Annotated in this window: 24 protein-coding genes and 1 tRNA gene; 11 read left to right on the top strand and 14 right to left on the bottom strand. The window is 67.7% G+C overall.

The features are described from left to right. Positions 1-40 precede the first annotated feature (40 nt). The 3 genes from truA to def are packed head-to-tail and all read right to left on the bottom strand — an operon-like array spanning position 41 to position 2,268. On the bottom strand, positions 41-778 hold the full coding sequence (gene truA, locus HUW53_RS03515; RefSeq protein WP_237344367.1) for a tRNA pseudouridine(38-40) synthase TruA: 738 nt from the start codon (positions 776-778) through the stop codon (positions 41-43). 15 nt (positions 779-793) lie between these two features. Continuing rightward, positions 794-1,717 carry a methionyl-tRNA formyltransferase gene (fmt, locus tag HUW53_RS03510; RefSeq protein ID WP_237344366.1) on the bottom strand — a complete coding sequence of 308 codons (924 nt, stop codon included), beginning with the start codon at positions 1,715-1,717 and terminating at the stop codon, positions 794-796. A 32-nt stretch (positions 1,718-1,749) separates the two neighbouring features. After that, positions 1,750-2,268, bottom strand: a complete 519-nt coding sequence (gene def / locus HUW53_RS03505) for a peptide deformylase (protein WP_237344365.1) — start codon at positions 2,266-2,268, stop codon at positions 1,750-1,752. Between the two features lie 80 nt (positions 2,269-2,348). On the opposite strand from def, the gene HUW53_RS03500 reads away from it, so the two are divergent. The 4 genes from HUW53_RS03500 to HUW53_RS03485 all read left to right on the top strand — a co-directional run bounded on the left by HUW53_RS03500 (position 2,349) and on the right by HUW53_RS03485 (position 5,750). Beyond that, positions 2,349-3,494 (top strand): DNA recombination protein RmuC, encoded by a 1,146-nt coding sequence (locus HUW53_RS03500; protein ID WP_237344364.1) that lies wholly within the window; start codon positions 2,349-2,351, stop codon positions 3,492-3,494. Between the two features lie 91 nt (positions 3,495-3,585). Then, positions 3,586-4,467 carry a bifunctional DNA-formamidopyrimidine glycosylase/DNA-(apurinic or apyrimidinic site) lyase gene (gene mutM / locus HUW53_RS03495; protein ID WP_237344363.1) on the top strand — a complete coding sequence of 294 codons (882 nt, stop codon included), beginning with the start codon at positions 3,586-3,588 and terminating at the stop codon, positions 4,465-4,467. 158 nt (positions 4,468-4,625) lie between these two features. Continuing rightward, the gene (locus HUW53_RS03490; protein ID WP_237344362.1) at positions 4,626-5,396 is read left to right on the top strand and encodes an enoyl-CoA hydratase; all 771 of its coding nucleotides are present in this window, start codon (positions 4,626-4,628) and stop codon (positions 5,394-5,396) included. Between the two features lie 267 nt (positions 5,397-5,663). After that, positions 5,664-5,750: transfer RNA gene (locus tag HUW53_RS03485), tRNA-Leu, on the top strand. Between the two features lie 742 nt (positions 5,751-6,492). Here the strand turns inward: HUW53_RS03485 and HUW53_RS03480 are convergent. From HUW53_RS03480 to HUW53_RS03455, 6 genes are all read right to left on the bottom strand, one after another. Beyond that, positions 6,493-6,972: a toll/interleukin-1 receptor domain-containing protein gene (locus HUW53_RS03480; RefSeq protein ID WP_307500138.1), complete on the bottom strand. Its 480-nt coding sequence runs from the start codon at positions 6,970-6,972 to the stop codon at positions 6,493-6,495. Between the two features lie 260 nt (positions 6,973-7,232). After that, on the bottom strand, positions 7,233-7,715 hold the full coding sequence (locus tag HUW53_RS03475; protein ID WP_237344361.1) for a hypothetical protein: 483 nt from the start codon (positions 7,713-7,715) through the stop codon (positions 7,233-7,235). 330 nt (positions 7,716-8,045) lie between these two features. Next, positions 8,046-9,203 carry a patatin-like phospholipase family protein gene (locus tag HUW53_RS03470; protein ID WP_237344360.1) on the bottom strand — a complete coding sequence of 386 codons (1,158 nt, stop codon included), beginning with the start codon at positions 9,201-9,203 and terminating at the stop codon, positions 8,046-8,048. Between the two features lie 150 nt (positions 9,204-9,353). Then, positions 9,354-10,103, bottom strand: a complete 750-nt coding sequence (locus HUW53_RS03465) for an acetoacetate decarboxylase (RefSeq protein WP_237344359.1) — start codon at positions 10,101-10,103, stop codon at positions 9,354-9,356. Positions 10,104-10,228: 125 nt separating this feature from the next. Then, entirely contained in the window at positions 10,229-11,248 is a 1,020-nt protein-coding gene (locus HUW53_RS03460; protein WP_237344358.1) for a WD40 repeat domain-containing protein, read from the bottom strand. Between the two features lie 140 nt (positions 11,249-11,388). Further along, complete coding sequence (locus HUW53_RS03455; RefSeq protein WP_237344357.1) at positions 11,389-12,585, bottom strand: ABC transporter substrate-binding protein; 1,197 nt, start codon at positions 12,583-12,585, stop codon at positions 11,389-11,391. Positions 12,586-12,756: 171 nt separating this feature from the next. Between HUW53_RS03455 and hrpB the strand changes: the two genes are divergently transcribed. Then, positions 12,757-15,231, top strand: coding sequence for an ATP-dependent helicase HrpB (gene hrpB / locus HUW53_RS03450; protein ID WP_237344566.1), 2,475 nt, complete (start codon positions 12,757-12,759; stop codon positions 15,229-15,231). Positions 15,232-15,281: 50 nt separating this feature from the next. On the opposite strand, the gene HUW53_RS03445 is transcribed toward hrpB, so the two are convergent. Then, positions 15,282-15,677: an acyl-CoA thioesterase gene (locus HUW53_RS03445; protein ID WP_237344356.1), complete on the bottom strand. Its 396-nt coding sequence runs from the start codon at positions 15,675-15,677 to the stop codon at positions 15,282-15,284. A gap of 381 nt (positions 15,678-16,058) precedes the next feature. On the opposite strand from HUW53_RS03445, the gene HUW53_RS03440 reads away from it, so the two are divergent. From HUW53_RS03440 to HUW53_RS03420, 5 genes are all read left to right on the top strand, one after another. Then, on the top strand, positions 16,059-17,153 hold the full coding sequence (locus HUW53_RS03440) for a linear amide C-N hydrolase (RefSeq protein ID WP_237344565.1): 1,095 nt from the start codon (positions 16,059-16,061) through the stop codon (positions 17,151-17,153). A gap of 215 nt (positions 17,154-17,368) precedes the next feature. Continuing rightward, positions 17,369-17,743, top strand: coding sequence for a 50S ribosomal protein L21 (gene rplU / locus HUW53_RS03435; RefSeq protein WP_237344355.1), 375 nt, complete (start codon positions 17,369-17,371; stop codon positions 17,741-17,743). 20 nt (positions 17,744-17,763) lie between these two features. Then, a complete protein-coding gene (gene rpmA / locus HUW53_RS03430) occupies positions 17,764-18,036 on the top strand; it encodes a 50S ribosomal protein L27 (RefSeq protein WP_237344354.1) in 273 nt (90 codons plus the stop codon). Positions 18,037-18,233: 197 nt separating this feature from the next. After that, positions 18,234-18,866 carry a GNAT family N-acetyltransferase gene (locus tag HUW53_RS03425; RefSeq protein WP_237344353.1) on the top strand — a complete coding sequence of 211 codons (633 nt, stop codon included), beginning with the start codon at positions 18,234-18,236 and terminating at the stop codon, positions 18,864-18,866. 200 nt (positions 18,867-19,066) lie between these two features. Then, positions 19,067-19,576, top strand: a complete 510-nt coding sequence (locus tag HUW53_RS03420) for an RNA pyrophosphohydrolase (protein ID WP_237344352.1) — start codon at positions 19,067-19,069, stop codon at positions 19,574-19,576. Positions 19,577-19,630: 54 nt separating this feature from the next. Here HUW53_RS03420 and HUW53_RS03415 read toward each other — a convergent pair whose 3' ends face one another. The 4 genes from HUW53_RS03415 to HUW53_RS03400 form a co-directional block, all read right to left on the bottom strand. Beyond that, the gene (locus HUW53_RS03415) at positions 19,631-20,245 is read right to left on the bottom strand and encodes a 2-hydroxychromene-2-carboxylate isomerase (RefSeq protein WP_237344351.1); all 615 of its coding nucleotides are present in this window, start codon (positions 20,243-20,245) and stop codon (positions 19,631-19,633) included. A 175-nt stretch (positions 20,246-20,420) separates the two neighbouring features. Further along, complete coding sequence (locus tag HUW53_RS03410) at positions 20,421-21,416, bottom strand: Hsp33 family molecular chaperone (RefSeq protein ID WP_237344350.1); 996 nt, start codon at positions 21,414-21,416, stop codon at positions 20,421-20,423. 80 nt (positions 21,417-21,496) lie between these two features. After that, on the bottom strand, positions 21,497-22,423 hold the full coding sequence (argF, locus tag HUW53_RS03405; protein ID WP_237344349.1) for an ornithine carbamoyltransferase: 927 nt from the start codon (positions 22,421-22,423) through the stop codon (positions 21,497-21,499). Then, on the bottom strand, positions 22,420-23,628 hold the full coding sequence (locus HUW53_RS03400; protein ID WP_237344348.1) for an aspartate aminotransferase family protein: 1,209 nt from the start codon (positions 23,626-23,628) through the stop codon (positions 22,420-22,422). The genes argF and HUW53_RS03400 overlap by 4 nt, the downstream gene beginning before the upstream one ends. 544 nt (positions 23,629-24,172) lie before the next feature. Between HUW53_RS03400 and HUW53_RS03395 the strand changes: the two genes are divergently transcribed. Continuing rightward, on the top strand, positions 24,173-24,691 hold the full coding sequence (locus HUW53_RS03395; RefSeq protein WP_237344347.1) for a GcrA family cell cycle regulator: 519 nt from the start codon (positions 24,173-24,175) through the stop codon (positions 24,689-24,691). Positions 24,692-25,136: the final 445 nt, after the last annotated feature.

Raw genomic sequence — 25,136 nt, 5'->3', positions numbered from 1 at the left:
ACCATCATCCTCAACCCTGTGGCCGCCCGGCCACGGCTCCTCAGTAGCTCACCGCCGCAAGATAAAGGCCCGACGCCGGTGCCATGGGCCCGCACCGGGTGCGATCGGCAGCATTCAGCGCCGCTTCCAGGTCGTCCGCGCTCCAGCGCCCCTCCCCCACCCGCATCAACGACCCCACCATGGAGCGCACCTGATGGTGCAGGAAGGAGCGCGCCGAGGTCACCACGCGGATCTCGTCCCCCACCTGCGCCACGTCGAGCTGCTCGAGTGTCTTCACAGGGGAGGCCGCCTGGCATTCGGCCGCGCGGAAGGTGGAGAAATCGTGCTTGCCCAACAGCCGCTGCGCCGCGCCGTGCATGGCCTGCGCATCCAGCTTCTGCGGAATGCGCCACGCCCGGTCACGATCAAGGGCGAGGTCCGGCCGCCGATTGACGATGCGATAGAGATAATGCCGCTTGGTGGCCGAAAAGCGCGCGTCGAAACTGTCCGGCACCCGCTCCGCCTGGAGCACCGCCACCGGATGGGGCCGAAGCTGGGCGGTCATCGCGTCGCGCACCGTGTCCGTGCGCCACTCGCGGGCGAGGTCCACATGGGCCACCTGCCCGGTGGCATGCACCCCCGCATCGGTCCGCCCGGCACCGGACACCTGCACCGCCTCGCCGCAAAAGCGCCGGAACGCCTCCGCCAGAACCCCCTGTACCGTGGGCAGCCCGGCCTGCACCTGCCAGCCGGCGAAAGGCGTGCCATCATATTCGATGATAAGTTTGTAGCGTGGCATCGGGCGCTTGCCGGCTCAGGCCAGCCGGCGGCCCGGAGGCACCGCATTGCCGTTGAGGAAAGACGCGGCGGCCACCGGCTGCTTGCCGGCCTTCTGCAGCTCCAGCAGGCGCACGGCGCCGGTGCCGCAGGCGATAGCGAGCTGATCGTCGAGCACCTCGCCGGGTGCGCCTTCGCCCGCCACCAGGGTCGAGCGCAGCACCTTCACCCGCGCCTCGGGCTCGCCCATCGGGAACCACGATCCGGGGAAGGGCGACAGACCGCGGATGCGGTCATGCACCACCTGGGCCGGCTGGGTCCAGTCGATCCGGGTCTCGCCCTTCTCGATCTTCGCCGCATAGGTGACGCCCGCCTCAGGCTGCGGCGTGAACACCAGCCCGCCCCGCTCCAGGGCGGCCAGCGCCCGACCCATGAGGTCGGCCCCCACCAGCATCATGCGATCATGCAGCTCGCCGGCGGTCATGTCCGGCCCGATGGCGATGCGCTCCACCACCCCCACCGGCCCGGTGTCGAGCCCCGCCTCCATCTTCATGACGGCGACACCGGTCTCGGCATCCCCCGCCATGATCGCCCGCTGGATCGGCGCGGCGCCGCGCCAGCGCGGCAACAGTGACCCGTGCAGGTTGAGGCAGCCCAGTCGCGGCACCTCCAGGATGGCCGGCGGCAGGATCATGCCATAGGCCACCACCACCGCCACATCGGCTCCATGACCGCGAAAGGTCTCGGTCGCCGCGTTCGAGCGCAGGGATGTCGGCGTCAGCACCGGCAGCCCGAAGCGCTCGGCCACCTTGTGCACGGGCGAAGGGGTAAGATCGAGCCCGCGCCGACCGGCCGGAGCCGGCGCGCGGGTATAGACCGCCACCACTTCATGGCCGTGCCCGACGATCTCGGAGAGAGTGGGCACGGCGAAATCCGGCGTGCCCATGAAAACGATGCGCATGAAATTCCAACGTCCGTCCGGGCCGCGCGCCGTCAGCTCGCGGCCTCGCGCCGCGCCGCCTTGGTGAACTTCTTCATCACCCGGTCGCGCTTGAGTTTGGAAATGTGGTCGATGAACAACACGCCATTCAGGTGATCGATCTCGTGCTGGATGCAGGTGGCGAACAGCCCATCGGCCTCCACCTCCCGCACCGCGCCGTCCACGTCCTGGAAGCGCACCGCCACCCGCGCCGGCCGCTCCACTTCCTCATAATATTCGGGAATGGACAGGCACCCCTCGCTATAGACCGAGGTTTCCTCGGATGCGGCGATGATCTCGGGGTTGATGAGCGCCACCGGCTTCTTCCCCTCGTCCTCGCGCGCGATATCGATGGTGATGACCCGCCTCTGCACGCCCACCTGGATGGCGGCAAGGCCGATGCCCGGCGCCTCATACATGGTCTCGAACATGTCCTCGACCAGCTTTTTGATCTCGGAATCGATCTTGCCCACGGGCTCCGAAATGGTCCGCAGCTTGCTATCGGGAATGATGAGGATGGGTCGCGTAGTCATCGGAGGGAAATAAGCGATAGCGCGCGCGCGGTCAATATGTTCATACTTTGTTCCAAATCCGAATCGGGCTATGGAAACGCATGTCCGATGTGCTGTTCAGCCTCGCCGGTCATCCGGTGCCGATGGGGGAAGCCCTCGCCGCCATCCTCGCGGTGGGGCTGGCGCTGCTGGCCGCCGGCCTGTGGCGGGGCGCGACCGCGCGGGCGACACGGGCCGCCGAGGAGGCGCTGCGGGCGCAGGAGTTCGATCGCCGGATGCGCGATCTGGCCCGCATCCAACATGAAACAGCGGGCCGGGTGCAGAGCCTTGCCGAGGTGCTTTCCCAGCGCCAGAGCGAGTTGGCCCGCGCCGTGGCGGAGCGGCTCGACGCCACCTCCTACCGCATTGGCGAGAGCATGAGCGCCTCCGCGCGCGCCACCCACGAAAGCCTCACCCGCATCGCCGAGCGCCTGGTGATGGTGGAGAAGGCCGAGCGCAGCCTCTCCGACCTGTCGGCGCAAGTGGTGTCCCTGCGCGACACCCTCGCCAACAAGCAGGCGCGCGGCGCGTTCGGCCAGGCGCGGATGGAAGCGCTCATTTCCGACGGGCTGCCGAAGGATTCGTTCGCCTTCCAATACACCCTGTCCAATGGCCGCCGGCCGGACTGCGCCATCTTCCTTCCGGGGGACGCCCGCCCGCTCGCGATCGACGCCAAGTTTCCCCTGGAATCGGTGACGGCCTTCCGCGAGGCGCCGACGGCCGAGGCCCGCAAGGTGGCGACCGCGCGGCTCAAGGCCGACCTCATGAAGCATGTGAACGATGTGGCCGAGCGCTATCTGCTACCCGGCGAAACCCAGGACATCGCCTTGATCTTCGTGCCGTCGGAATCGGTCTATGGCGAGATCCAGGAGCATTTCGACGCGGTGGTGCAGGCCGCGTTCCGCGCCCGCGTGGTGCTGGTCTCGCCCACGCTGCTGATGCTGGCGGTGCAACTGGTCCAGGCCATCGCCAAGGACGCCCGCATGCGCGCCGAGGCGGACCACATCCGCACCGAGGTGGGCGCCCTGGTGGAGGATGTGGCGCGCCTGCGCGAGCGGGTGGGCGAGCTTTCCCGTCATTTCGGCCAGGTAGGCGACGACGTGGCCAAGGTGCTGATTTCCGCCGACAAGATCGCCAAGCGGGGCATGCGCCTGGAACAATTGGAATTTACAGCGCCGCTCCACCCGGAAAGCGGGCAGAACGTGTGATTACATCTTGCGCAAAGTCGCGAGCTGCCTGATTCTGTATCGCTAATGACCGAATCCGAGCCCTACCGCTGCACCGGCGAGCTGAACCAAAATGCCTGAACTGCCCGAGGTGGAAACCGTCCGCCGGGGCCTCATCCCCGTCCTGCAAGGCGCCGTGATTGAAAGCGCAGAGGCGCGACGCCCCGACCTGCGCTGGCCCCTGCCCGAAAACTTCGCCGCGCGCCTCGCCGGCCGGCGGGTGGAAGCGCTGGGGCGCCGCGCCAAATATTTGCTGGCCGATTTGTCCGGGGGCGAGGTGATGATCATGCACCTCGGCATGTCCGGCTCGATCCGCATCGACGGCACCACGATAAAGGGACGGCCCGGCGTGTTCCACCACCCGCGGTCGGAGAGCGGCCCCCACGACCATGTCGTGCTGCACCTCGCCGGTGGCGCCACGGTGACCTTCAACGATCCGCGCCGCTTCGGCGCCATCCTGATCGTCCCCTACGACGGGCTGCACAACCACCCGCTGCTGCAAAACCTGGGGCCCGAGCCGCTCGGCAACGCCTTCAACGCCGCATATCTCGCCCAAGCCTGCGCGCGGCGGCACACCTGCCTCAAATCGGCGCTCCTGGACCAGAAGCTGGTGGCGGGGCTCGGCAACATCTATGTATGCGAGGCGTTGCACCGCGCCGGCCTTTCGCCGCGCCGCGGCGCCCACACCATCGCCACCCGCGAGGGCGCCCCGACGCGGCGGGCGGAACGGCTGGTCGTCGCCATCCGCGACGTGCTGCGCGAAGCGATCCAGGCGGGCGGCTCCTCGCTCAAGGACCACCGCCAAGTCGACGGCCAGCTCGGCTATTTCCAGCACGCCTTCCGGGTCTATGATCGCGAGGGCGAGCGCTGCCCGACCCTGCATTGCAAGGGCACCATCCAGCGCATCGTCCAGGGCGGACGCTCCACGTTCTTCTGCCCCGTCTGCCAGCGCTGATGCCCATGGCGCCGCGCATCAGCGGATCGATACAGCAATGCCATGCTATTTTTCGTTCCCCCATTCCCCAAAGCCCGAACTCGGGCTAGAGCACAAGGTGCAGCCTTGAGAGGGAACATGGCCGTCCAGCTCGCGGGCGGCCACGGGGAGAGACAGGAATGGCATTCGAGACAATTCTGGTAGAGCGGCACGAGCGCGTCGGCCTGATCCGCCTGAACCGGCCGAAGGTTCTGAACGCGCTCAATTCCGACCTGATCGGCGAGCTCAACGTGGTGCTCGACGCCTTCGAGGCGGATGCGGACATCGGTTGCATCGTCATCACCGGATCGGACAAGGCATTCGCCGCCGGTGCCGACATCACCGAGATGCACGCGCTGACCTATCCCGAGAGCTACGATAACGATTTCATCACCTCCTGGGAGCGCCTGTCGCGGGTGCGCAAGCCGGTGATCGCGGCGGTGGCCGGCTTCGCGCTCGGCGGCGGCTGCGAGCTCGCCATGATGTGCGACTTCATTCTCGCCGCCGACACCGCCAAGTTCGGCCAGCCCGAGATCAAGCTCGGGGTGATGCCCGGCGCCGGCGGCACCCAGCGCCTGACCCGCTTCGTGGGCAAGTCCAAGGCCATGGAGATGTGCCTTTCCGGCCGCCTCATGGGCGCCGCCGAGGCGGAACGCGCCGGCCTCGTCTCGCGGGTGGTCCCCGCCGCCGATCTGGTGAGCGAAGCCCTGGCGGTGGCCAAAACCATCGCCGACATGTCGCCGACGGTCGCCATGCAGACCAAGGAAAGCGTGAACCGCTCCTACGAGACCACCCTCGCCGAAGGCATCCGCTTCGAGCGCCGGGTGTTCCAGGCCATGTTCGCGCTGGAGCATCAGAAGGAAGGCATGCGTGCCTTCATGGAAAAGCGGCCGCCGAACTTCCGCCGCTGACGCCGGCGCGGTTGCGCGAAGCCGCCTCCGGCCCGCCGGGCAAAAACCTGCGGGCTCAAGGCTCTTGCGCGGAACACGTTAAGCCCAAGCGAACAGAAAATACGCCAAGGGCGGGCTTCGACGAAGCCCGCCCTTGGCGCTTGAGCCGGCCACCCGCGCCGGCTCCTGTGGACAGTTCAAATTCTTCGCGATGGAAAGCTGAGCCGTGTTGACAAGCGGCAACCCGCTCATTAATTGTCGCGCTCCCAACGACCTAACGGTCGCGGGGCCCAGGTGGCGGAATTGGTAGACGCGCTGGCTTCAGGTGCCAGTGGCTTAACGGCCGTGGAGGTTCGAGTCCTCTCCTGGGCACCATTTACCTTTGAAAACATTGGGTTTTTTGACCCGGCTTCCTAGGTAGCCCCCGAATAGCCCCCGGTTTGGTTTTAGGCGTTGCGGGCTGGATTCGGGTAAGCATCGCTCACCTATTTGCCACAATTTCGCCACTGTACCAGGGCGACGGGGTGAGCCGCCGGACCAACGGCGCGGCGGGGCTATGCTATGCCCACAGCGGCACCCCGTGGCGGGCATCTCGGCGCAGCGGGCGCCTTCCGCGAAGTCGCAGGGCTCGCCATGGCGTGGGCAAAAGAAGGCCCCAGCAATCAGTCTGCCTTAAAACAGAAGGGCGCCCCGTCGCCGAGGCGCCCCTCCATCAAAACAGTCGAGCGAACCAAACAATCATCGAAACCATCGTGGGATGAACGCTGCACCCCACAACCAGACGATAACTGCTCGACGCACCCGACTGGCTGGCTTCGACACAGACGAATGCGATCACTCGCACCTCCTGTATCACCACGAGGGTCCCTTCCGGTAGCCGCCTTCGTGGATGGGCCAGCAGTGGGGGTTCTCAAGTTAACCGCTTTGAGTACCCCCAAACCGCTGCGGCTATTTCGTCAACTCCATCAAAATGGGGAGGCTATTCAGGTGACGCAAGGGCGCCTTGCAGTTTTCTGGTGGGGCATCCGGAGTGTGAACTCAACGCAAAACGCCCGCCTGTAGGGCGGGCGATGCTAGCGGCGCAGAGCCTTTCAGCAACCGACTACCCCGGCCAGAGCTAGGGGGCGACCAACTCGGCGAGCTTGGCCGCGACGTCTGCCATCGTATTTTCTGCAGTGCTCAGGCCGCTTCGCGAGCCGAGCAAGGGGCTGACTTCGCGGAGAGCTTCATACGTCGTGTCGTGCACGATGGGCACGAGCTGGTCGCGCGCTAAGAGTGCCGAAAGCTCTTTGTCGGCGATGCCCTCGCCTTGGACACGGCGCAGCAGAGCCGGTGTTACTAGCACAATCCCGACTCGCGACTTTGCCAGCCCCTTGTCGATTTCGCGGAGCAGGGGCGCCCCTAGGAGGACATCCTTTTCGCTGAACCAGACCGAAACACCGCGCGACTCTAGCAGATCATGCAGCTCCTTGGCGGCACCTCCACGGTCGTCCCATGCGTGGCAGAGAAAAACGTCCCGAAGGTCCGGCAGGGGCGCTCTCTTCTCGACACTCTCGCGGTAGGGCGTGAGTGTCCGCACTTCGGCAGGCGTGTACACAACGGAGGAACCGGCTCGCGACCATCTCGGCCTTACGCTGCTGCCGGACCCACTACCGCTGATCCGGCTGCCCCCGCTGCCCCCCGAAGTGGAGTAGGAAGGGAGAGGATACGACGTGTAGTCGCTATAGCTGCTGTACCTGCGGCCATAGCTACCACGACATGCGGGACAGGCCGCAGCAGCGCTTGCTGAGCGATGACCTTGTACTGGTGCAGTGCATCTAGCCATACAACCAATGATATCGAACGCCGCTGTCGCGCTCAAGCGCTAGGATTGCTCTGCCGCCACGCGTCGCGCATGTCGTTCTCGTACCTCTCGCGGGCCTTCTTTGCCTCGGGGCCTTCCTGCTCGCCGTGCCGGGCGATGGTGGGTGTGGTGTTCGCCGACCTGTCCGCAGGCTCGGCGTCGCCGGCCTTGTACGCGTCCCGCAGGTCGGCCTCGTAGGCCAGCCGGAAGCCGAGCGCCTTGCCGTCCGCCCGGTCATCGCCACAGGTGGTGCCCGTAGGCAGGAGCCGGCCGTAGCCGTCGCGGAAGAAGCCGGCGGGCACGTCGTCGGGCTTGCCGCCGCCGGCCGCGTTCCGAATGAAGGCGGTCACGGTCGTGTCAGACAGCTTGAGGGTGGCAGACTGGTGCATCCCCTCCATGGGCATGTACATCACCTCGCCCGTGCGCATGGTGTCCCCCGGCATGAGCCGGCGCTTCACGCCCGTGCGCTGGTGAATCACGAAATCGAAATCGGCCATCGGTCATCCTTTCCGTTGCTCGGCGGGGGCGGTGTCGTGGGCAGTGGCCACATGGGTGCCATCAGCCCTTGCCCCCGCTTGTCTGTGGGCGGCACGGGTAGCCGTCGCGGAAATGGAAGAAGCCCGGACCGATCGGGGGGTCTGCCATCCGTCCGCCCGCACCGACGCGACCCACCCCCGGCGCGGGGCGCAAAAAAGGCGCGTGGGATCCCCGGATCCCACGCGCCTTGTGTCATGCCCGCGTATCATGCCCGCCTCCGGCACGGCCCACGGTGCCGGCATCGGGTCGGGCCGCGCAGAACCGCCCCCGATGCCCGATCGTCGCCGCGCCTATTCGGAGATGCGGTGGATGTCGTGCACGACGATGCCGATATCGTCCGGCATCTTCAGCCATTCGCGCCGCTGCAAGGTCTTCACCGTGTCTTCGTAGCCGGTCTGCCAATGCTCGCGCATGGTGGTGTAGGAAAACTCGTAGTCCTTCGATTCCCGCTCGTAGGGCTTTTCCTGGTAGATCAGGTGGCAGATGTTGACCGGCCCCGAGGACGCATAATCGTCGATGAGGGCCATGTCCTCTTCGGTGCGCAACTGCTCGGGAATACGCTGCAGCGATTCATAAAGCTTCTGCCGCAGCTCTTGCACCCGGCGGAACACGTCGGTGGTGTAGCGGGTGCGGCTGGAATAGGTGATGTCCTTCTGCCGCTCGGCGACGTCGTACATGTCGCGCGGCAGCGGCCCGCGGGCGCTGAACAGATCCACCTGGAACACCAGCGCGCTCGGGTGATCGGGCTGGTCGAGCAGGAACTGAAGGGGGGTGTTGGAGACGACGCCGCCGTCCCAATAGTATTCGCTGTCGATCTTGACCGCCGGGAACCCCGGCGGCAGCGCGCCCGAGGCCATGATGTGCTCGGGGGCGATGACGGTGTCCTTGTTGTCGAAATAGATGAAGTTGCCGGTGCGCACATTCACCGCGCCCACCGAGAACCGCTTCTCGCCGGAATTGATGAGGTCGAAGTCCACCAGCTTCAGCAGCGTGTCGCGCAGGGGCGAGGTATCATAGAAAGAGGTGGCGCCGGTCGCGCCCGCCGGCAGCAGCCATGGGCTGGGCACGCGCGGCCGGAAGAAGCCGGGCTGTCCCTGCAAGATGGTGAGGGTGGCGCTCACCTGGTTGCGCAACTGGCGGTAAATATCGCCTTCCGGCGCCCAGGGCGCGGCCTTGCGGGCCGAGATGGTTTCCCAGAACTCGCGCAGGCGCGGCACCCGGTTTTCGGGGGTGTTGCCGGCGATGATGGCGGAATTGATGGCGCCGATGGAAACGCCGGAGATCCAGTTGGGCTCGCAGCCCACCTCGGCCAGGGCCTCGTAGACGCCGGCCTGATAGGCCCCGAGCGCGCCGCCGCCCTGGAACACCAGGGCCGTGCGCTCATATTGCTTGACGATGTCACACAGATCAGGCGGCAGGGCCTTCTTCGCGCGCGGGCTGTCGGTCATGGCCTTTTGTCCTAACAACGTGTTCTGTCTGGCAGCGAGCCCCGAAACGGACCCCGGCCTCACGGTGGAGCGGCACGCGGCCAGGGACCGGCCGCGGCGCGGCATCGTCGCGAACGGGTGGGCCGGCGCCTGGAGGGCGCCGGCCGCGGCTCATTTCGCCGGTTCGTCGAGATAGTCGTAGATCACCGTGCCGAGGCCGAGGGTGAGGTCCGCCTTCAGGTGCACGGCGGAGAGCACCTCCAGCACCGGCAGTTGCGCCACGGTGCACAAGGCGTGCGGATAAAGGCCGAGGGCGGCGGGCCCCACCCAGCATTCCTTCAGCGTCACCTCTTCCAGGAAGTAACGCACCAGCTCGCACACACGGGCGGTGCCGTCCACATGGGGGATGATCTTCAGCATGTAATTGGGTGCCAGGAGGGAGGCGAGCACCTTCTCCTTGTCGGCGGCCACATGCTTGTAGCCCATGGTGCCCTGGGCGCACAGCACGCTGCCGTAGTGCAGGGTGCCGACCAGGGTATCCTTCTCCACCTTGAGCTTGGGGTTGGCGAACTTCTTGGGGAAGCCCCACAGCTCGCGACCACCGGCGATGGGCGATTCATCGTCGAGATACATGGCGTGCACATAGCCGCCCTCGACACCGTTGAACTTCACCGGAATGACCTGTCCGGTCTCGGTATAGTCGCCGAAGCCGGTGGAGTCCGGCATGCGGATGAACTCATACTTGACCACCGGCTCAACGATCTCGAGCGGCTCGGGCACCACCTTCGCCAGCGCCTCCGGATCGGTGCGGTAGGTGATGGTGAGGAATTCGCGGTCGATGAAACGATAGGGGCCCCTGGGAAAGGAGGGACTGGTAAGCGGCATCGAATAGGCGGTGCGGCGGACGTCGTCGATCTTCATCGGCGGAAATCTCCGGCTGCGCGGATCTCGCGGATGCGAGAGGCAGGACACGTTAGCCAATAATGCCGCGCCGTGACACCCCCGCGACGCGGATTCCGCAACACGGCCAAATCGTTCCTGTTCCGTCAGAAAACGAGACGCCCGGCCTTGCCGGTGGCGGTGCCGAACACCACCGCGCCGCCCGCCGGATGCCAGGCGATGGCGCTCACGCCGTCGCCGCCGGCGGCGTTGGTGGGCGCCCGCAGCAGGATCTCGGCACCGTCGGAGATGCGCGCCATCATCACCATGCCATCTTCGTAGCCCACGGCCACCACCGGATCCTTGGGGTGGGGCGCCACCACCGTCACCCGCGAGGTGGGCGATGGCGCCAGCATGGTGGGCTGCTTGCCCATGGGGCCGTCCTTCGACTGGAACGGCCACAGGATGGCCTCCCCCGAACCGGAGCTGGCGAGCCACTTGCCATCGGCGGTGAAGGCGAAGGACTTCACCCGCGAGGGATAGCCGCTCATGCGCATATGGGCGCCGTCCACCACCCGCCAGCCGTGCAGGGCCGGCTCCTGCATCGTGGTCACCACGAACCGGCCATCGGGCGAGAAGGCAACCCCAAGGTGCGAGCCTTTCCAGCCCAGCAGCTCCGGCTTCGCCCCCGCCGCATTGGGAAACCACAGGCTCACCCCGCCGTAATGGGCGACGGCGAGGCGCAAGCCCTTGGGCGCGAACGCCAGGCCGCCCACCGTGGAGGGTGCCTCGAAACTCTTCGGCTCACCCCCGGTCGCCGCGCCCTTGCCACTCAGCACATAAGCGGTCTTGCCGGCGGAATAGGCCACCGCGCCGTCGGGCCCCACGGCCACCCGGTCGATCCAGCGCCCCTTGTGCTCGGCCAGGATGCGCGAGGTGCCATCGGCCACGGTCTCCATCACCCGGCCGTCGTCGCCGCCGGTCACGAGGCGGGTGCCGTCGCCCGCGGCGGCCAGGATGGCGCCGCCATGGGCCTCCACCGTCACCGGCGCCGCGCCCTCCAGCACGATCTTGCCACCGCCGGTGACGAGGGCAGGCACCGCGCCGAGAAAGGCGGCGGCGATGATCGCGCCGTCCACGGAGAACGGCAGCACCTTGTCGGAGAGGCTGGACGGGGCGGAGGACATGACGGCGGAACTCCCCAAACGCGACGGCCGCGGAATGCCCTCGTTTAGGCGTTCCGCGGCCGTCACCGCAAGGACCGTTCGCGTCGCTCGGTCCGGCCCGTGGCGCGAACCGGCGGCGCGAGCGGACTTCGGCAGCCGGGTCAGTGGCCCGCCGTCGCCAGCGGGCAGCCGCCGTCCTTGAGGGGACGGAACGCCTCGTCGCCCGGAATGACGCGGATGAGCTTGAGATAGTCCCAAGGGTATTTCTGCTCGGAGGGCGCCTTCACCTGGAGCAGATAGAGGTCGTGCACCATGCGCCCGTCCTCGCGGATCCGGCCGCCGTGGGAGAAGAAGTCATCCACCGGGGTGGCCTTCATCTGGGCCACCACCTTGTCGGTGTCGGTGGTGCCGGCGGCCTTCACCGCCTTCAGATAATGCAGGATGGCGGAATAGGTGCCGGCCTGGCCCATGGTCGGCATCGCCTTGTGCCGCGCGTAGAAGCGCTTCGACCAGGCGCGGGTCTCCTCGTTCAGGTCCCAGTAAAAGCCCTGGGTGAGGATGAGCCCCTGGGCCACATCGAGGCCGATGGCGTGGATGTCGGTGATGTGCAGGTAGAGCCCCGCCAGCTTCACGCCCGACTGGGGAATGCCGAATTCGTTGGCCTGCTTGATGGCGTTCACCTGGTCGGCGCCCGAATTGGCGAAGGCGATTAGCTTGGCGCCCGAGCCCTGGGCCTGGAGCAGATAGGAGGAAAAATCGGTGGTGCCCTGGGGATGCTTCACCGCTCCCACGATCTTGCCGCCACTCTCCTCCACCGCCTTGGCGGTGTCGCGCTCCAGCGCCGCGCCGAAGGCATAATCCGCGGTAATGAAGAACCACGGCCCATCCTTGGCCAGCGACTTCCCGGTGCCGGCGGCCAGCGCGTAGGTGTCATAGGTCCAATGGATGCCGGTGGGCGCGCAGGCCTTGCCCGTGAAGTCGGACGAGCCGCCGGTGGAGGCCAGCACCAGCTTGTTCTTGCGCCGGCCGATCTCCTGCACCGCCAGCAGCACCGATGAGGTGGGAATGTCGGCGATCACCTCCACCCCATCCTCGTCGATCCACCGATTGACCAGCGCCGCGCCCACGTCCGGCTTGTTCTGGTGGTCGCCCGCCACGATCGCGATGGGGCGGCCGAGCACGCTGCCGCCGAAATCCTCAACCGCCATTTGCGCGGCGATGACCGAGCCGGGGCCGGCCATGTCCGCATAGATTCCCGACTGGTCGTTGAGCACGCCGATCTTCAGCGGCGCGGGCTCCGCGAGGGCGGCCGTGGACGCGAGGCCGAAAACGGCGGCGAGGGCGAGAAGGGCACGCATGAGGGGCTCCGATGGACGTTCGGTGCCTCCTTAAACAACAATGTCGGGTGATTCAATTAAAAACACTATTTTATGTGATATTTCATAGATTAAACATTTATTTAATGTGATTTTGCGGCAAAGATCCTCCCTTTGCCTTGGCCCGGCCCTCTGCCCTATGACGCGGGCGTGATGTACGCCTCGCCCCTGCCCATCGACGCCGTCCTCGGCGACCTCGCCGCCACCCTCGCCGCGTCCGCATGCGCCGTTCTGGTGGCGCCGCCCGGAGCGGGCAAGACCACGCGCGTGCCCCTGGCCCTGCTGGAGCAGCCCTGGGTGAAGGGCGGACGCATCCTGGTGCTGGAGCCCCGCCGCCTAGCCGCCCGCGCCGCCGCCCATCGGATGGCGCAGACCCTGGGCGAGCGGGTCGGGGAAACGGTGGGCTACCGGGTCCGCCTCAAGGCGGAAGTCTCCCGCCGCACCCGCATCGAAGTGGTCACCGAAGGCGTGTTCACCCGCATGGTGCTGGACGATCCGGAGCTGAGCGGCGTCGCCGCCGTGCTGTTCGACGAGTTCCACGAACGCAGCCTGGATGCCGACCTGGGGCTGGCCCTGGCCCTCGACAGTCAACGTTCGCTGCGTCCCGACCTGCGCCTTCTCGCCATGTCCGCCACCCTCGACGGCGCCCGCGTGGCGAGCCTGATGGGCGACGGCGCCACCCCGGCCCCGGTGGTCGAGAGCGAGGGCCGGGCGTTTCCGGTGGAGACGCACTATCTCGGCCGCGACCCCCGCACGCCCATCGACCGGCAGATGGCCGATGCCGTTCTCAAGGCCTTGTCGCGCGAGCGCGGCTCGGTGCTGGCCTTCCTGCCCGGCGCCGCCGAGATCCGCCGCACCGAGGATCTGCTGCGGGCGGCGGTGCGCGACCCCGACACCGATATCGCCCCCCTGTTCGGCGCCCTGGATACGGACGCGCAGGACCGCGCCGTGCTGCCGGCGCCCAAGGGCCGCCGCAAGGTGGTGCTTGCCACCTCCATCGCCGAAACCTCCCTCACCATCGAGGGGGTACGGGTGGTGGTGGACAGCGGCCTGGCCCGCGTGCCCCGCTTCGAGCCCGACGTGGGGCTGACGCGCCTCGAAACCCTGCGCGTCTCCCGCGCCAGCGCCGATCAGCGGCGCGGACGCGCCGGCCGCACCGCGCCCGGCGTGTGCTACCGGCTGTGGGGCGAGGGCGAAACCGCCGCCTTGCCCGCCTTCGCCACGCCGGAGATTCTCGCCGCCGACCTCACCGGCCTGGTGCTGGACCTCGCCCGCGTCGGCGTGCGCGACCCGGCGACCCTGCCCTTCCTCGATCCCCCTCCGGCCCCCGCCGTCTGCGAGGCCAAGGCGCTGCTGCGCCTGCTCGGCGCCCTTGACACAGGCGGCGGGGTGACGCCGCTGGGCCAGCGCATGGCGCGCCTGCCGCTGCCGCCGCGGCTCGCCCACATGGTGGTGACCGGCGCCGACCGGGGCGCCGGGCGCCGCGCCGCCGACATCGCCGCCTTGGTCTCCGAGCGCGGCCTCGGCGGCGACGGGGTGGATCTCCTGCACCGCCTGGACACGGTCCGCCACGACCGCTCCCGCCGGGCGGAGGATGCCCGGCGCCTCGCCGGGCGCTGGGCGGAGTTGGCCGGCGGCGCAACCGTGTCCGAAGAAGCGCCCTCGCCCGCCGCCCTACTCGCCCTCGCCTATCCCGACCGGGTGGCGAAAGCGCGCGGCGACGGCACCCGCTTCCTCCTCGCCAACGGCCGCGGCGCCGTCATGGACCCCGCCGCGAGCCTCGCCCGCGCGCCGTTCCTGGCGGTGGCGGAGGTGACCGGCCGCGCCGAGGCCGCCCGCATCACCCTCGCCGCGGCGCTGACCGGGGACGAGGTGGAAACCCAATTCGCCGATGCCATCACCGAGGGCACCGAGGTCGCCTTCGACCCGGCGTCCGGGACGGTCCGCGCCCGGCGGGTGCGTCGGCTCGGCGCCCTGGTGCTCGCCGATGCGCCACAGCCGGTGCCGGCCGATGCCGCCACAGCCCGCATCCTCGCCGATGGCCTGGCCGGCGCCGACCTGTCGCGCCTGCCCCTCAGTCCCGCGCTGAAGCAATGGCGCGCCCGCATCGCCTTCCTGCGCGCCGCCGAGGGGGAGGATTGGCCCGACCTGTCCGATGCGACCCTCGCCGCGACCGCCGGCACATGGCTCGCGCCCTTCCTGGAAGGCCGCACCGGCCGCGCCGATGTGGGCGCCGATACGGTGTCGAACGCGCTCCACGCCCTGTTGCCTTACGGCCTGGGCGCGCGGCTGGAGGCGGAGGCGCCCACCCATTTCACCGCGCCCACCGGCTCGCGCCTCGCCATCGATTATGACGCGGAAGGCGGCCCTCAGGTGGAGGTGCGGGTGCAGGAGCTGTTCGGATTGAAGGCCCATCCCGCCATCGCCGGCGGGCGGGTGCCGCTCACCCTCGCCTTGCTGTCGCCGGCCCACCGGCCGATCCAGGTGACCAAGGACCTGCCCCAGTTCTGGCGCGGCTCCTGGCGCGAGGTGCGGACCGAGATGCGCGGACGCTATCCCCGGCACCCCTGGCCCGAGGACCCGGCCGAAGCGCCCCCGACCACCCGCGCCAAGCCCCGCGGCACCTGAAAGGGCGCGCGGCACCTGAACGCGTGCGACGGCGCGGGGGTTGGTCCGCCCTACGCGGCCGGCAGCAGCGCGCGCGGACGGCCGGAAGCGTCGATGGCGACGAACGTGAACACCGCTTCCGTGACCTTGGTCGTTTCCTCACTTTCGCGGGCCCGGCGCCAAGCCTCCACCTCGATGCGCATGGAGGTGCGCCCCGCCTTCGCCAGGCGCGCGAACAGGCTCACCTCGTCGCCGACCAGCACCGGCGAGAGAAAGCTCATGGCCTCCACCGCCACCGTGGCCGCGCGGCCACGGGAGTGGCGGGCCGCCAGATTGCCGGCCGCAAGGTCCATCTGCGACATCAGCCAGCCGCCGAAGATGTCCCCGCTCGGATTGGTGTCCGCCGGCATGGCAATGGTGCGAATGACCGGCATGCCATCAGGCACCTTCGACTCTTTATCCTGCATCCTAACGCTCTCCAGGTCGCCGGACCCACGACCCGGCCACGCTCCGATTAGACAAAAATAACCCGGTGCACACCGAAATTTGATCCACCTCAGAGAATCGATCCGGCGACTGTGTTTATCTCCACTTGTCCATGTCTTTTCGGGGCAGACAGGGCATGGATAACCGGCTCCGCCCGGCTGTGTGGGCGGAGCCGGTATCTTCTCTTTTCGCTATTCTCTCTCAAGCTCGATTCTTGCATATCAGCGTACCGCACAGCGCCGGGATGGCGCGCCGGATCGCGGATTGTTTCGTCGGAGAGAACCGTCATGCGACACATCCCTGAAACCTCCATCCTGAAGCGCGCAGCTCCCCTGCGCACGGCTGCGGCCCGCCTCTCCCGCATGATCGGCCGTGCCGGCCTCGCCCTTGGCATGACCGCATCCGTACTGAGCGGAACCCTGCTCGGCGTCGGCGCCGCCGATGCCTGCACCCGCGCCGTCTATCTCGGCGGGGAGGGCATGGTGGTCACCGGCCGGTCCATGGACTGGTCGGAGGACATGCGCTCGAATCTGTGGGCCTTCCCGGCCGGCATCACGCGCAACGGCGCCGCCGGGGCCAATACGCCGAAGTGGGTCGCCAAATACGGCAGCGTCATCGCTTCCGGCTACGATGTGGGCACCGCCGACGGCATGAACGAGAAGGGCCTCGTCGCCAACCTGCTCTATCTGGCCGAATCCCAATACGCCACGCCCAACGGCCGGCCGGCCCTCTCCATCAGCCTGTGGGCGCAGTATGTTCTCGATAATTTCGCCACCGTGACCGAGGCGGTGGAGGCGCTCGCCAAGGAACCGTTCGTGGTGGTCACATCGGTGCTGCCCAACGGCCGGGCCGCGCAGCTCCATCTCGCCATCTCCGACCCCTCGGGCGACAGCGCCATCTTCGAGTATCTGGATGGCAAGCTGGTGATCCACCACGGGCGCCAGTACCAGGTGATGACCAATTCGCCGTCCTACGACCAGCAGCTCGCCCTCGATTCCTACTGGGAAGAGATCGGCGGCACGGTGTTCCTGCCCGGCACCTTCCGCGCGGCCGACCGCTTCGCGCGGGCGAGCTTCCTCATCAAGGCGCTGCCGACCAAGGCCGAGCCCGCCATCATCACCGCCGTGCCGGACCACAGCTATGCCAACCAGGCGGTGGGCAGCGTCGCCAGCGTGATGCGCGCCGTGAGCGTGCCCCTCGGCTTCATCGAGCCCGGCTCCCCCAACATCGCCTCCACCCTCTGGCGCACCGTGAGTGACCAGAAGAACCGCGTCTATTTCTTCGATTCCGCCACCAGCCCCAACACCTTCTGGGTGCCGCTCGACGACCTCGACCTGAAGCCGGGCGCGCCGGTGAAGAAGCTGCCGCTGACCGGCGGCAAGCTCTATTCCGGCAATGCGGCGCGCGCGTTCGAGCTGGCGCAGCCCTTCACCTTCCTGCCGGTGGATGTGAAATAGCCGCGCGGACAGCGCCAGACCCCAATGCGCCGCCCCGCGCAAGCGCTGCGGCGCATTGACTTTGGGTCCCTTCTTCCTGTATCGAACCGTCTTCGCGTGGGTGCCTGCACCCGCAGATCCCGAACCGACCGAAAGAAGCCCGCCCTCCGGCTGCCTTGCAAGGTGTCCTTGCAAGCCCCTCGAAGAGGCGTGGCGGAACACGAAAGCGAGACAGAATGTTCGCGGTCATCAAGGCAAACGGCAAGCAGTATCGCGTCGCCGCCGCCGACAAGATCACCATCGACTACCTCGACGCCGAGGTGGGTTCCATCTTCACCTTCCCGGTGCTGATGCTGAGCGGCCAGAGCACCGTCGTGGGCACGCCCCACGTGGACGGCGCCGTCGTCACCGGCGAAGTGGTGGAGCAGACCCGCGGTGACAAGGTCATCGCCTTCAAGAAGCGCCGCCGGCAGAACTCCCGTCGCAAGCGCGGTTTCCGCGCCGACCTGACCGTGGTGCGCATCACCGAGATTTCCGGCCTGGGCGAGACCGTCAAGGCCGAAGCCGAAACCAAAGGCGCGCCGGCTCTTGAAGCCGCTGCCGACGCCTGATCTGAACGAGGAGAGCAACAATGGCTCATAAAAAGGCAGGCGGCTCGTCCCGTAACGGTCGCGATTCCGAGAGCAAACGCCTTGGCGTGAAGCGCTTCGGTGGCCAGGCGGTCATTCCGGGCAACATCATCGTGCGTCAGCGCGGCACCCAATGGCATCCCGGCACCAATGTGGGCATGGGCAAGGACCACACCTTGTTCGCCCTGGTGGAAGGGAAAGTCGAGTTCCGCACCCGAGCCAACGACCGCACTTTCGTATCGGTCGTTCCCACCGCCGCAGAGGCGGCTGAGTAAGCCGGCGAGACCGCTCAATGCAGGATCCCGCCGGTCTCGTCGAACCGGGGGGAGCCTGAGCCAGGATCCCGAAGCGCCACAGCGGATCGCAAGAAGGCGGATCGCAGATCGGGCGGCTTCACGGACTGGGCTCCGAACGAACCGGGGAGACGAGACGTCTTCCCGGTTTTCGTTTGTCCAGCCGTCAGGAGCCCGCCATGACCGTCATCGAAGTGCCGCCCGAAAGGCCGCTCGCGGAGTCCAGTATCCCCGTCCTCGAAACCGATCGGCTGGTGCTCCGCGCGCCGCACATCGAGGACGTGGGAGCCATCGCGGAGCTCGCCAACAACCGCCGGATCGCGGAGATGACCGCGAACCTGCCCTTCCCCTATCGCGCCTCCGACGCCCACGCCTTCGTCGAAACCCTCGGCGCCACGCCCCATGCCGCCACCTTCGCGCTGTTGCTGAAGCGCGAAGGGTACCTTGAATTCGCAGGCATGTGCGGCTTTGGCCGCCGCCCCACCGAGACCGATCCCGAGATCGGCTATTGGGTCGGAGAGCCCTATTGGGGCCGTGGCATCGCCACCGAGGCCACCCGCGCCGTCATCGACTATGTCTTCTCGCAGACCGACATCGCGCTGGTCGCGGGCGCCGCGCGGGTGGTCAATCCGGGCTCGCGCCGGGTGCTGGAGAAGTGCGGCTTCCAGTGGTGCGGGGTCGGCCTGTGCCAGGTGCGGGCGCTGGGCGCCTCGGTGCCGGTGGATCGGTTCCAGCTCGACCGGCGCACCTGGGCATCGCTGCGGGCCTGGGGCACCACCGTGCTGCCCCACCTGCGCGCCGCCGCCCATTGAACCCGGCGGCCCGGTCTTCGACCGGGTGCCGCATCACCGGCGTAGGGATCGCCAGCCGCCCCCCGACCGTGGGGACGCGACTGGCCCCCGGCCCGGAGCGCGACCCGCCTGCCGCGCCGCCGCACCCCTTCCCCTGCGGCAGAGCTTGCGCTGCGACGCAGCAGGCGCCATCACACGGCGAACCGATCCAAGGGGACGCCATGAGTAAGCATCACCACGAACTTCCCTATCGCCGCTGCGTGGGGCTATGCGTCTTCAACGGCGCCGGCAAGGTCTTCGTCGGACGCCGCATCGGCGGGCCCGAGCATGTGGACGCCACCCACTCATGGCAATTGCCCCAAGGCGGCATCGACAAAGGGGAAGAGCCCTTCGATGCCGCCCTGCGCGAGCTCTATGAGGAAACCTCCATGCGCTCCGTGGTCAAGCTCGGAGAGGTTGAGGAGTGGCTGTCCTATGACCTGCCGGGTCGCATCGCCGGAGAAGCCTGGAAAGGCAAGTATCGCGGCCAGACCCAGAAATGGTTCGCCTTGCGCTTCACCGGCGCCGATGGCGAGATCGACATCACCACGCCGGGCGGCGGGGTCCACAAGCCGGAATTCATGGACTGGCGCTGGGAAGACATCGGCGCCATCGCCGACCTTGTCGTTCCGTTCAAGCGACACGTCTATGAGGATGTGGTGAAGAACTTCCGCCGTTTCGCCGGCATGTGACGGCCGCCATGGGACGACCGGCGCGCCCCGCGCCGGTCGTCGGGCCGCCAGCGCTCAAACCACCCCGGCCGCCTTCAGCTCCGCCAGCTTGGCGGCCACGAAGTCCAGCCGGTCCTGTCCGAAATACAGCTCTCCGCCCACCACATAAGACGGCGAACCAAACACGCCGGCCGCGATCGCCGCGGCGGTGTTGCGCTCCACCCGCTCGGCCGCTTCCACCGTGTCCGAAAGCGTGGCGAGGCGCGCCCCATCGAGGCCGAGCCCGTCGGCAAGTCGGATGAGGTTGTCCCGCTCCGAGATCTGGATGTCCCGCGCCCAGACGGCGGCGAGGCAAGCGCCGATGAGATCGGCCGGGTCGATGCCCTCCATCTGCGCGGCGACGATGAGCCGGCAGGCGGGCAGCGTGTCGGTCGGCCAATAGGCCGGCTCCGTATTGATGGAAACACCCGCGCGCCTGGCCCAGCGCACGATGTCCAGCTTGCGATAGGCGTTGCGCTGGGGCGACTGCTTGGCCGGCGCCGTGGAGCCGCCGGCGGCGAACACCTTCAAGATGTCCACCGGCTGCCAGAGGATGCGGGCTCCGGCCTCCCGCGCGATCTCACGCAGGCGGGCATGGCCCAGATAGGCATAGCCCGATTGCGGGCTGAAATAGCAGATGATCTCGGGCAATTGGGTCCCCCAGAAGGTCGCGGCCCCAACCCGTCGCGCCGGGGCCGGGGACAGGATACATCCTCACCACTCAACCACCGGCACCTTGAAGCGGTTTCAAGCGAAGTGGATCCGGTGCGCGTGAGGAAAATGCGTCAACGCTCCCGTCGCCGCACACGCGCAAGGCTGCTCCGCGTCAGGCGTCCCCGTGGCCCAGCACCTCCTCGGCGGGGAAGCCATAGGTGCGGCCGCAGAATTCGCAGGTCACCGTGACCTTGCCGTCGTCCTGGATCATGCCGCGACGCTCCTCCACCGTGAAGGAAGCGAGCACGCCGGCGACCCGCTCGCGCGAGCACGAGCAGTGGGCGCCGATGGCGAGCGGGTCAAACACCCGCACCCCGCGTTCGTGGAACAGGCGATAGAGCAGCCGCTCGCTGGACAGGTCCTTGTCGAGCAGTTCCACATCCTCCAGCGTCGCCGTGAGGGACCGCGCCTCCGCCCAGGCGTCATCCTCGTCAAGGCGATGGGGCGCCGTTCCCTCGGGCGCGTCGCCGGGCGCGAGGTCCGCCATGCGGGCGCGGGAGGGATCATCCGGCAGGAACTGGGCGAGCAGGCCGCCGGCGCGCCAGGACGATGCCTTCCCGCCCGGCCGCACCTCCTCGCCAACGGCGAGGCGCACGCGGGTGGGGATCTGCTCGGACTGCTGGAAATATTCGTGCGCCGCCGCCTCAAGCCCCGCGCCGTCGAGGGCCACGACCCCCTGATACCGGTTGGCGGACAGGCCCTGGTCGATGGTCATGGCGAGGTGTCCACGGCCGAGCAGCACCGCCGGGGCCGTGTCGTTGCGCTGTTCCGCCGCCGCCACCGCGTCCTTGTCGAAGCGGGCATAGGCGCGGATCTTGTCCGGGCTCACGAAATCCGCCACCACCATGTCCACCGGGCCGTCGGTCTGGGTCTGGAGGATGAAGCGCCCCTCGAACTTCAGGGAGGAGCCCAGTAACACCGCCAGCGCCACCGCCTCGCCCAGCACCCGCTTCACCGAGGCCGGATAATCATGGTGCGCCAGCACCGCGTCGAGAGCCGAACCGAGCCGGACGACGCGGCCGCGCAGGTCCAGCGCGTCCACCTGGAAGGCGGTGACAATATCGTCCTGCGCCTCGTCCTTGGCGCTGCGCGAGCGCGCGGCAGTCATGCGCCCCTCCTCATCCCTGTGTCGGCGGAATGCCGGGATCGCCCGGCATCCTTTGGTCCGCTGCGGCGCCGCAGCCCGCCTCAGCCCGCCGTGTGGAAGCACCAGGCCAGAATGCCCTTCTGGGCATGCAGGCGGTTCTCGGCCTCATCGAACACCACCGATTGCGGACCGTCCATCACCGCGCTGGTCACTTCCTCGCCGCGGTGGGCGGGCAGGCAGTGCATGAAGATGGCATCCTTGTGGGCGCGCGCCATCAGGGCGCTGTTCACCTGATAGGGCTTCAGCAGATTGTGGCGGCGCTCGGCCTCCTTGTCACCCATGGAGACCCAGGTGTCGGTGAGGACGCAATCCACCCCCTCCACCGCCTCTTCCGGATCCCGCATGAAGGTGACCTTGGCCTTGGTGCGCTTCACGAAATCCTTCAGCGCCTGGCGCGGCCCAAGCTCCTTCGGGGTCGCCACCTTCATGGAGAAGTCGAACCGCTCGGCGGCATGGACCCAGGAGGCGAGCACATTGTTGGCGTCGCCGGTCCAGGCCACCTGCCGCCCCTGGATCGAGCCGCGATGCTCCTCGAAGGTCAGCACGTCCGCCATCACCTGACAGGGGTGGGAGATGCGGGTGAGGCCATTGATGACCGGCACCGTGGCGTAATCGGCGAGCTGCATCAGGTCGTCGTGATCCAGGATGCGGATCATGATGGCGTCGACGAAGCGCGACAGCACGCGGGCCGTGTCGGCGATGGTCTCGCCCCGCCCGAGCTGCATCTCCTGGCCCGTGAGCATGATGGTCTCGCCGCCGAGCTGGCGCATGGCCACGTCGAACGACACGCGGGTGCGGGTGGACGGCTTGTCGAACACCATGGCCAAGGTCTTGCCGGCGAGCGGGCGATCGATCTCCCCCGCCTTGCGTTTGGCCTTCAGTTCCTTGGACAAATCCAGTACCCGGCGCAACTCGTCCGCCGGGATCTCCGACAGGTCGAGGAAGTGGCGCACACCGTTTTCCGTCATTCCGCTGCCCCCTTGGCCGGGAGAGGCTTCGAAGCCTCTTCCAGCCGCACACATGCGGCTTCGATTTTTTCTGCTGCCAGATCCACCTCGTCCGCCGAAACGACGAGAGGCGGCAGGAGCCGCACCACATTGTCGGCGGCGGCGGGGGCAAGCAGCCCTTCCGCGCGCAGCGCCGTCACGAGATCACCGGCCGGCACCTGGGCCTTGAGCCCCAGGAGCAGCCCCTTGCCGCGCACCTCCGCCAAAACCCGCGGATGGCGCGCCACCACCGCGCCCAGCTTGTCCTTGAGCCGGGCCGACATGGCATTCACATGGTCGAAAAAGCCATCGGCCAGAACGAGGTCGAGCACCGCATTGCCCACCGCCATGGCCAGAGGATTGCCGCCATACGTGGAACCGTGGGTGCCAAGCGTCATACCCTTGGCGGCGGCCTCGGTGGCAAGGCAGGCCCCCATGGGGAAGCCGCCGCCGATGCCCTTGGCCACGGCCATGATGTCCGGCCGGATGCCTGCCCATTCATGGGCGAACAGCTTGCCAGTGCGGCCGACACCGCACTGCACCTCGTCGAGGACCAGAAGCAGGCCCTTTTCGTCGCACAAGGCACGCAGGGCCTCAAGAAAGCCGTCCGGTGGCACCCGCACGCCGCCTTCGCCCTGCACCGGCTCCAGAAGGATGGCGCCAGTATAGGGGGTGATGGCCGCCTTCACCGCGTCGATGTCGCCGAACGGCACCTGGTCGAAGCCCGGCAGGGCCGGCTCGAACCCCTCCAGATACTTGGCGTTGCCGCCGGCGGCAATGGTCGCCAGCGTGCGGCCATGGAACGCGCCCTGGAAAGTGATGATGCGGTTCTTCTCGGGATTGCCGCTCGCGAACTGATATTTTCGCGCCATCTTGATGGCGCATTCCAGCGCTTCCGCCCCGGAATTGGTGAAGAACATGGTATCCGCGAAGGTGACAGCCGAAAGCCGCGCGGCCAGCCGCTCCCCACCAACGATGCGGAACAGGTTGGAGGTGTGCCACAGCTTCCGAGCCTGCTGCGTCAACGCGTCCACCAGATAGGGATGGGCATGGCCCAGCACGTTCACGGCGATGCCGGCGGTGAAATCGAGGAAACGTCGCCCGTCCGTCGTGACGAGCCAGCAGCCCTCTCCCCGCTCGAATTCGAGGTCGATGCGCGCATAGGTCGGCAGAACGGCGGCGATCACGTGATCCTCCTGAAAACGGGTCCGGAACCGGCAACATTACCGGCCAAAGACGACATCTTCATTTCTGGTTGTGGGCCAGCACTCCAAACGGAAGGCACCCCTCCGCGCGCAACGCTGGTCCATCGGACACCCCGCGGGGCGGGGCGCGGTGGCAAGAATTAAAAAAGGCCGCCCCAGCGGGGGAGCGGCCCGACCTCGTGAATACTAATGATCGCGCGCACGAGGTCAACACATCTGACGGCGCCCGCGTGCGCCCCAGCGGAAGGGGGGCGGGACAACGATCTGGGGAAAACGGCCTGAAGGCGTTAACCGACTCTGTCGCCGGCGCGGCGCATATTGTAGTCTACGCAACATCGCCTACGAGATCTCGTGCGACTAAGCTTCCTGGGACCTATGGGTTGTTAACCTTCCGCTTGCGGTGCGCAGGCGGGCTCGGGGACGGAGTCCGGATTATCTCCGGCAGCATGGCGGTGCTGCCGCCCCGGCGGAACGGTGGCGTCGTGCAGATCCGGCGCCGAAAAGATGCGGCAAATGGAGAAGAGCGATGAGCTGGAATGACGAGCGCGTCGAACTCTTGAAGAAGCTCTGGAGCGAAGGCCTCTCCGCGAGCCAGATTGCGAATGAACTAGGCGACATCACCCGGAATGCCGTGATCGGCAAGGTGCATCGGCTGGGCCTGTCGGGCCGGGCCAAGACCGCCGCCCCGGCGGTTCGCCCGCAGCGGCCGACCAGGCCCGAAAATCCGCGCGAGCAGAGCCGCCCGCAGCGGCCGATGACCCAGGGCAACACCGCCCTTGCGGCCGAGTTCGACGACCTGCCGGAGGAAGCCCCGGCGCCCCAGCCGCAGGCCAGCGGCAATGTGTTGCCCATGGCCCAGCGCTGCACGATCATGAACCTCACCGAGAGCACCTGCCGCTGGCCGATGGGCGAGCCGGGCACCGAGAGCTTCTATTTCTGCGGCGCCAAGAGCAATCCGGGCATGCCCTATTGCAGCCATCACGCACGCATTGCCTATCAGCCCGTGCAAGATCGTCGCCGGGATCGTCGCCTCGCCTACCTCTGATCGCCGCAGGCACCCCCAAGCGCTCTTCGCCCCGACGCGGATGCGTCGCCCGCAGGACGGGCGACGCGGGGATGATGTCGGGCTATCCGCCGAACCTGCATCGCTGTGCCATGCATCGCGATCATCGCAACGCCCTTGTGCGGCGCACGTCCACGTTGGCGGGCCTTCCGGAGCAAACGGCGGATCACGCATGGTGCGGGTGCCGACCAGCAGGGATCGACTGTCGTGGATCCACCGTCGCGGGTTGACGCCGCGCCTAAGCGCTCACGGGCGCCAATTCAGCTTACCTGGACCCTCAACCGGAGCCGTCATCCAGGCGCTCCCCGCTGGCGACTCTGCCTAGGCTGTAGTGACGATTTAAGGATTTGGGATTCCCAAGTGGTCGCAAATCAGATTCAACGCTGATTTTGGAGGATCGGCGATGGATTGCGATGCTCTTCGGGAT

The organism is Xanthobacter agilis (genome assembly GCF_021730435.1).
GTDB lineage: Bacteria > Pseudomonadota > Alphaproteobacteria > Rhizobiales > Xanthobacteraceae > Xanthobacter > Xanthobacter agilis.
Note: the sequence above shows the minus strand (reverse complement) of the source record. Positions and strands in the feature narration are given on the sequence as shown.

What these genes read in the sequence shown, in the direction of transcription:
- argF (WP_237344349.1), bottom strand. Translation starts at nt 22,423, where the DNA reads ATGACGGAAAACGGTGTGCGCCACTTCCTCGACCTGTCGGAGATCCCG.
- rplU (WP_237344355.1), top strand. Translation starts at nt 17,369, where the DNA reads ATGTTCGCGGTCATCAAGGCAAACGGCAAGCAGTATCGCGTCGCCGCC.
- HUW53_RS03500 (WP_237344364.1), top strand. Translation starts at nt 2,349, where the DNA reads ATGTCCGATGTGCTGTTCAGCCTCGCCGGTCATCCGGTGCCGATGGGG.
- hrpB (WP_237344566.1), top strand. Translation starts at nt 12,757, where the DNA reads ATGTACGCCTCGCCCCTGCCCATCGACGCCGTCCTCGGCGACCTCGCC.
- HUW53_RS03445 (WP_237344356.1), bottom strand. Translation starts at nt 15,677, where the DNA reads ATGCAGGATAAAGAGTCGAAGGTGCCTGATGGCATGCCGGTCATTCGC.
- mutM (WP_237344363.1), top strand. Translation starts at nt 3,586, where the DNA reads ATGCCTGAACTGCCCGAGGTGGAAACCGTCCGCCGGGGCCTCATCCCC.
- HUW53_RS03395 (WP_237344347.1), top strand. Translation starts at nt 24,173, where the DNA reads ATGAGCTGGAATGACGAGCGCGTCGAACTCTTGAAGAAGCTCTGGAGC.
- HUW53_RS03420 (WP_237344352.1), top strand. Translation starts at nt 19,067, where the DNA reads ATGAGTAAGCATCACCACGAACTTCCCTATCGCCGCTGCGTGGGGCTA.
- HUW53_RS03460 (WP_237344358.1), bottom strand. Translation starts at nt 11,248, where the DNA reads ATGTCCTCCGCCCCGTCCAGCCTCTCCGACAAGGTGCTGCCGTTCTCC.
- rpmA (WP_237344354.1), top strand. Translation starts at nt 17,764, where the DNA reads ATGGCTCATAAAAAGGCAGGCGGCTCGTCCCGTAACGGTCGCGATTCC.
- HUW53_RS03470 (WP_237344360.1), bottom strand. Translation starts at nt 9,203, where the DNA reads ATGACCGACAGCCCGCGCGCGAAGAAGGCCCTGCCGCCTGATCTGTGT.
- HUW53_RS03475 (WP_237344361.1), bottom strand. Translation starts at nt 7,715, where the DNA reads ATGGCCGATTTCGATTTCGTGATTCACCAGCGCACGGGCGTGAAGCGC.
- truA (WP_237344367.1), bottom strand. Translation starts at nt 778, where the DNA reads ATGCCACGCTACAAACTTATCATCGAATATGATGGCACGCCTTTCGCC.
- HUW53_RS03490 (WP_237344362.1), top strand. Translation starts at nt 4,626, where the DNA reads ATGGCATTCGAGACAATTCTGGTAGAGCGGCACGAGCGCGTCGGCCTG.
- fmt (WP_237344366.1), bottom strand. Translation starts at nt 1,717, where the DNA reads ATGCGCATCGTTTTCATGGGCACGCCGGATTTCGCCGTGCCCACTCTC.
- HUW53_RS03440 (WP_237344565.1), top strand. Translation starts at nt 16,059, where the DNA reads ATGATCGGCCGTGCCGGCCTCGCCCTTGGCATGACCGCATCCGTACTG.
- HUW53_RS03465 (WP_237344359.1), bottom strand. Translation starts at nt 10,103, where the DNA reads ATGAAGATCGACGACGTCCGCCGCACCGCCTATTCGATGCCGCTTACC.
- HUW53_RS03410 (WP_237344350.1), bottom strand. Translation starts at nt 21,416, where the DNA reads ATGACTGCCGCGCGCTCGCGCAGCGCCAAGGACGAGGCGCAGGACGAT.
- HUW53_RS03425 (WP_237344353.1), top strand. Translation starts at nt 18,234, where the DNA reads ATGACCGTCATCGAAGTGCCGCCCGAAAGGCCGCTCGCGGAGTCCAGT.
- def (WP_237344365.1), bottom strand. Translation starts at nt 2,268, where the DNA reads ATGACTACGCGACCCATCCTCATCATTCCCGATAGCAAGCTGCGGACC.
- HUW53_RS03455 (WP_237344357.1), bottom strand. Translation starts at nt 12,585, where the DNA reads ATGCGTGCCCTTCTCGCCCTCGCCGCCGTTTTCGGCCTCGCGTCCACG.